Raw genomic sequence first — 5873 nt, forward strand, 5'->3', positions numbered from 1 at the left:
GTCCACCAGGCTGGTGAACATTGACAGAGACCTTTTCGTAATTCCCAGTGTGGCCATTCACTTAAACCGGGAGATAAACAAAGGGGTGGAATACAATCCCCAGAAGGATATGCTGCCCCTGTTTGCAGAGGGAGGCAGGGACGGTGGAAAGGGGCTTTTGCGGAAAGAGCTGGCCAGGGCTGCACAGGTAAGAGAGGAGGAAATCCTGGGACAGGATATCTTTCTTTACGTCAGGGAAAAGGGGAAAATCCTTGGGGCAGAGGAGGAATTTGTGCTTTCTCCCAGACTGGACGACCTGCAGTGCGTGTACGCTTCTCTGAGGGCTTTTTTGGAGAGCAGGCCGAAAAATTATATTAATCTGTGTGTGATGTTTGACAACGAGGAGATAGGCAGCGGCACAAAGCAGGGGGCGGATTCCACCTTTTTGGAGGATACGCTGTTTCGTGTTGCAAAGGGGCTTGGCCTGGGAAGGGAAGGGCTTCTTTCCATGATCGCCGGAAGCTTTTTCATTTCGGCGGATAACGCCCATGGAGTTCACCCCAATCATCCGGAGCTCTCTGACCCTACCAGCCGCCCCTATTTAAACGGCGGGATTGTGATCAAATATCACGGAGGCCAAAAATATGCCACAGATGCGGTATCTGCCGCAAAAATGAAGCATATCTGCAGGCAGGCAAAGGTTCCCTGGCAGACCTATGCAAACCGCTCCGATATACTGGGCGGCTCTACCCTGGGAAATCTGTCTGAGGCTCATGTGTCCTTATCCTGCGTGGATATCGGACTGCCCCAGCTTGCCATGCACTCTGCAGTGGAAACGGCAGGAGTGCGGGATACGGAATATGCGGTAAAGGCTCTGAAGCAGTTTTGGCAGGAATAGAAAAATAAAGGACAGGGGAAGGAATAAAAGGGAAGCTGAATAAAAAAGAAGAATGAAGAAAGCAGGAGGATGGTATTATGTATGAAATGAAACCGGAATACTTTATTGGAATTGACTTGATCGACGAGGAGCACAAGCAGATATTTGCCTATGCCAACGAGGCCTATGAGCTGCTCCATCAGGAATTTACGCCGGATAAATATGATAATATTTCCGATATTCTTGAAAAGCTCAGGGAATATACGAAAAAGCATTTTGCCGATGAGGAGGCCTATATGGAGTCCATCCATTACAAGAGGCTTTTTACGCAGAAGGTACAGCACCAGGCTTTCATTGAAAAGCTGGATGAATTCGACCTGGAGCACATGCAGGATGCGGAGGATCAGGATGAGCAGATTATGAATATATTGAATTTTCTTACAGACTGGCTGATCAATCACATCCTTAATGTGGACGGACTCATCGGAAAGTAAGCAGAGGCGAAAACGCGTATTGCCAGGCGCGTATGAAAAAAATGTCCTGTTTCGGCGGCGGCTTTTCCGCTTTGCCGGAACAGGACGTTTTTTTATTTCAGCCAAAGTGAATTTTACGCCATGTCTTTATAACCTGCCTAAAATGAAAGCTCATTCATTGACAAATTTTTACATATTTCTAATTTTGCTGTTGACGAAAATGTAATAGAAAGTTAAAATAAAGGAAATTGTGTAGAAGCAAAATTGAATATTTATAAATATAATATCAAGTGATTGTGTAGGGGGACTATAGATCAGAGAACTGCTGACAGGAATAAAAGAAATGTGTAAAGAACCTGATCAGTAATCTGTAAATATGTACCAGAACGATAGATGCCGCTTTTGTTTTATCGGCTTTCAGGATACACAAGGCGGACGTGTTCTGGTATTTGAGTCTATTTCTTCTGCATATCTATTATCAAGTAAAGCTTTTAAAGAGCTGGGCGGGAGTCTATTGTTTGCAAATTCCAGAAAATCGATTTTTTATAATGTGCGGAGTCTGTTCGCTGAGCGGAGGAGCAGACTGTATTTTGTTGCAGCCGCTTTTATAACAGGAAGGAAAGGGAGAAAAGGTGTTTATATCGTGGAATATGCCAAGTACCGGGCTCCCGTCAATGCGGCGCTGAGCAGTCTGGATACCCTGGGAGCCTTTAAGTTTCAAAAAGCATTGGACAAGGCGGCAGCAGACGAATTCAGCTTTGACGATGTGGAAGGGGCGATGAAGCTGTGCCATTCTATTCTCTTCAATGTGGAGGCCCCCGGATTTCTGACCTGCAGAAGCATCAATGCGGGAGAATACGAATGCGCTTATGACGGGGTGGTTTATATTGATGGCAACGGGGAATTGTTCCAGGTGGCAAATGGCCAAAGGAAGAGTATTTCTGCCAGCTCCTGGGGAAGGAACAAAAAGCTGGACGAAATAGAGGAGCATTTTGGCGAGGCGGAGGGAAGCGCCAAAACCATAGAGGCAGGAACCCTGCAGAAGCATAAGAATAAAGTGGCGCAATATGGGGCGTATTCTGAAATGACCATGGAAAACCCCTGGAATACGGCGTCCGGCACCAATCCTAAAAGGCTGGAAGCGGCCATAGGGGAGTATGAAGCCTTCGGAGAAAAGCTGCGGGAGATGAAGTCCTGCATTCTGGCCATTGACCAGGCCGCCATGGAGCCCTACGAATATCCCGACAGCGTATATGACACCTCAGACATCGACCCGGCGGACTATGAGACGGAGGAAGCCTATAACGAGGCGGTGCAATCCCAGATCGCCTCCCAGAAAAGCGGCTATGACAACGAAAAGAAAGAGGAATTTGAGGGCGCCAAGGATGCTCTGCGGGAGTCCCTGACAGGAAGAATCAAGGCATTCAGCGATACCAGCGCAAAGTACGCTTCCGCTATGGAAACCTATGAAAATAATTATAAGAAATATGACAAACTGCTGCGGGAAACCCTGTGCAGGCTGAACAACCTTCTGTGCCCGGTGGCAGAAAGCGCCTCAGAGCTCACCGACGGATGGCATTTTTCCTTTAACTGGCTGGATTCCCACAGCGGGACACTGGCGGAAAATGCCATAGATTCCATAAACGATGTCCAAGCTCAGATGGAGAAGCTCCAAGAAGCTACAGTAGCCGCAGAGAGGAAAATTAGAAACTATCAGGATAATTATCTGGAGAGTGCCGGACAGGATGAGTTTTCCGCCTCCATGCAGGCTTCCATCGAAGAGATTGCAAATCAGTTTAATACTGAGGATCTGAAAGAAATCACTGAACAGATTCAGGCGGGAATCAACTATATGTCAAGCGAAGGAAATCCTGTGGGCGTCCTCAAAGCCATAGAATCCATAAAGCTCTCAGGCGTAAGCCTTGTAAAGGAATCCTATTACAAGGTGATGACCGTGGACAAAACAGAGCGTCTTCTGGAACAGCTGACAAAGGCCTACAGAGGAAGCGGGACCCTCAACGCTTACAGCGAAGCCGATCCGGAGACAAGCTATCTGGGCCGGGAGGCCGCTGCGTTTGATACAGCCTATGAAAATCAGTTTGCCCCAAGCGTGCTGTTTAACGTATGCAGCGATCCGGGGAATTTATACAATAAATATAACCCCACAAGCCCCTGCTATTTGAAAAAGGTGGGAGAAAAGGGAGTGACCACTGCGGACGGCAATCTTTATAACATTCCTGCGTTTTATTTTTATCTCATCACCGTATTCAGTGCCTCCGCTGACGTTGATCCCTCACAGCCTACGGAGGACAGCATCAAGGATTTTCAGGAGCAGGCCCAGGACAGCACAGAGGAGGACAATGTAAACAGCACAACCTTTTCTTATGATATGGGCCTCTTTACAGAGGTTCCCTCCGAAGGCACAAGCGGAGAGGGGGCCATCGGCAAAGAGGACGATGGCGGCCTGTTTGGCTTTTTCAACAATGCGGCCAGTACCTTTCAGCAAATTTTTCAGGCTCTGGGCAATCTGAATCCGGAAAACGCAGTGGATTCTCTGCTGGTGACGGAATATGTGCTGAATGATTTTTCCTCCTATATGGACTGGGTGGCCTATACGGAGGGGACGGACAACTTCCCTGAAGGAAGCAAGGATTATCCCCGCCAGACCTACAGCAATGTGGAGATCAATGCGGAAAACAACGCCATGTTCGGCTGCGAGATTGAGTATATCCTTTACGGAAGCAAGGGTCAGAACGAAACAAAGTTTCTCTGGTTTACGGTAAAGGAAGGGGCGGGGCCGGAAATCAATGTAAATCAGGCCAAGGCCAATATCTTTGCCATCCGCCTGATGTTTAACATGGTATATGCCCTGACGGACAGTGAGATCGACTACCAGACGCTGCCTCCGGCCATGTCCATTCAGGCCGCCACCGGGGGCATGTTTCCCTACCAGGTGGCCCAGACGGTGATGAAGCTCTGCCTGGCGCTTGCGGAATCCAACTATGATCTGGAGCGGATTATGGATGGGAAAAAGGTGGAGTTGGTCAAGAGCGATGAGACCTGGAAATTTAGTTTGGGCGGAATGGTGGACCTGGCCAAGGATTACGTGGCGGAGGAGGTGAAGAATGCCGGGGAAGAGGTGGTTACTAAACTAAACACATCCATTCAGGAAGCATTGGATTATACGACGGAAAATGCAATAAGCATTACTGCGAGCATAGGAGATAATATGACCCAAGTAGTTGATAATGCGGTAAACGGTAGTGTAGATGCGGTGACCCAGTGTTTTAACACTTCTCTGGAAATGTACTATCAGGAGATGCTTACAAAGGGGACGGAATACAGCAGGCAGGAGCTATTGTCTCGGTGTGAGGAGAGTGTGTTGGCGTATCTGGCTGAAAGCGGCATGGAGGGAGCGGCGGCGGAACTTTTGCAAAATGATGTGATGGGGCAGCTTAGAGGGATGCTTGCAGATGGAGGAAGTATTGATCTGCGTTTTGAGGAATTGGAGACAGAGCTTAAACGGATAGATTTGGACAAGGAGGCGCTGGCACAAAACTATACGGATTTTATGAGGCAGGTGTCCAAATCTACGGAGGAAGCTATTGTTGCAGTGGATGAGGAGATCAAGGCAACGGTTTCATCGGTTGCAGGAGAAATTGCAGCTGATCTGCAAGGCACTGTCACCGAGGCCTTGGGGTCCCAGGTAGACAATGCCACGGAAAAGATTTCGGAGGCCATTAACAGCAAGCTGGACACCTATTTCCCCTCGTCCTCCGTAGGAAACCGGGCAAAGGGAGTGGGGAAAACCTCCTCCTCAGCACTTAGCAGCGCCTTTAACATGGGCTATGAGGACTATTTAAGAGTATTTCTTATTATCAAGCTGTTAAGCGACGAGTCCGATATGGCGGTAACCCGGATCGGGGATGTGATCCAGATCAATGTGAATGAAGGTCTGAATGCCTATGAGGTAGAACACCCTAAGAAGGGGAACTTCCGCATGGCAGAGGCAAATACCTATTTGGAGATCAATGCCAGGATTCAGGTGAAGCCGTTATTGATTTCCCAGGATTGGTTTGAAGGGTGGCTGGGAGAGAATCTGGAATATCTCTCGTATGATTACCATACGATTGCAGGATATTAAAAAAGAATAAGGGAGAAAAAAATGAAGAAAAAAGGATTATTGTTACTGGGAATGATGCTGTTGGCTGGGAGCTTAAGCGCCTGCCAGGGAACGGAGGAAGGGCAGGCCTCGGCTGTACAGGGAGGAAACGCTGTAACGGCGGAGACAGATGTGCAAGCTTCCGTGGAGGCAGAAGAGGAAGCGGATTACCCGGAGGGATTGGATTACCTGTACGCAGAAAACCACTTTGGATATTCTTTGAGACTGCCGGATGGAGAAAACCGTACAATAGGATATGGACATATTGCCAAAGAGGCCTATGGCAGCGGCTTTGACAGCGTAAGATGCGAACAAATTTTTGTGACCCAGTATTCCGGGGATGTGGGAGCAGAGGAGGAGCAGGAATTGATCGACATGAGCC

Annotated in this window: 4 protein-coding genes; all 4 read left to right on the forward strand. The window is 48.3% G+C overall.

Annotated elements, in window-relative coordinates; translation table 11 throughout:
* Positions 1–877: zinc-binding metallopeptidase family protein (locus AC1WIP_RS10225; protein WP_481141731.1), on the forward strand; the 877-nt coding region annotated here is incomplete at its 5' end.
* 77 nt (positions 878–954) lie between these two features.
* Positions 955–1350, forward strand: a complete 396-nt coding sequence (locus AC1WIP_RS10230) for a bacteriohemerythrin (RefSeq protein ID WP_481141732.1) — start codon at positions 955–957, stop codon at positions 1348–1350.
* Positions 1351–1972: 622 nt separating this feature from the next.
* Positions 1973–5473, forward strand: coding sequence for a DUF5702 domain-containing protein (locus AC1WIP_RS10235; protein ID WP_481141733.1), 3501 nt, complete (start codon positions 1973–1975; stop codon positions 5471–5473).
* Between the two features lie 21 nt (positions 5474–5494).
* Positions 5495–5873, forward strand: a 379-nt coding sequence (locus AC1WIP_RS10240) for a hypothetical protein (RefSeq protein WP_481141734.1), incomplete at its 3' end; no start/stop codon positions are given.

The sequence above is a fragment of the Acetatifactor sp. genome (genome assembly GCF_982438285.1).

Excerpts from the sequence above, each read along its gene's own strand:
- AC1WIP_RS10230 (WP_481141732.1), top strand. The coding sequence starts at position 955 with ATGTATGAAATGAAACCGGAATACTTTATTGGAATTGACTTGATCGAC.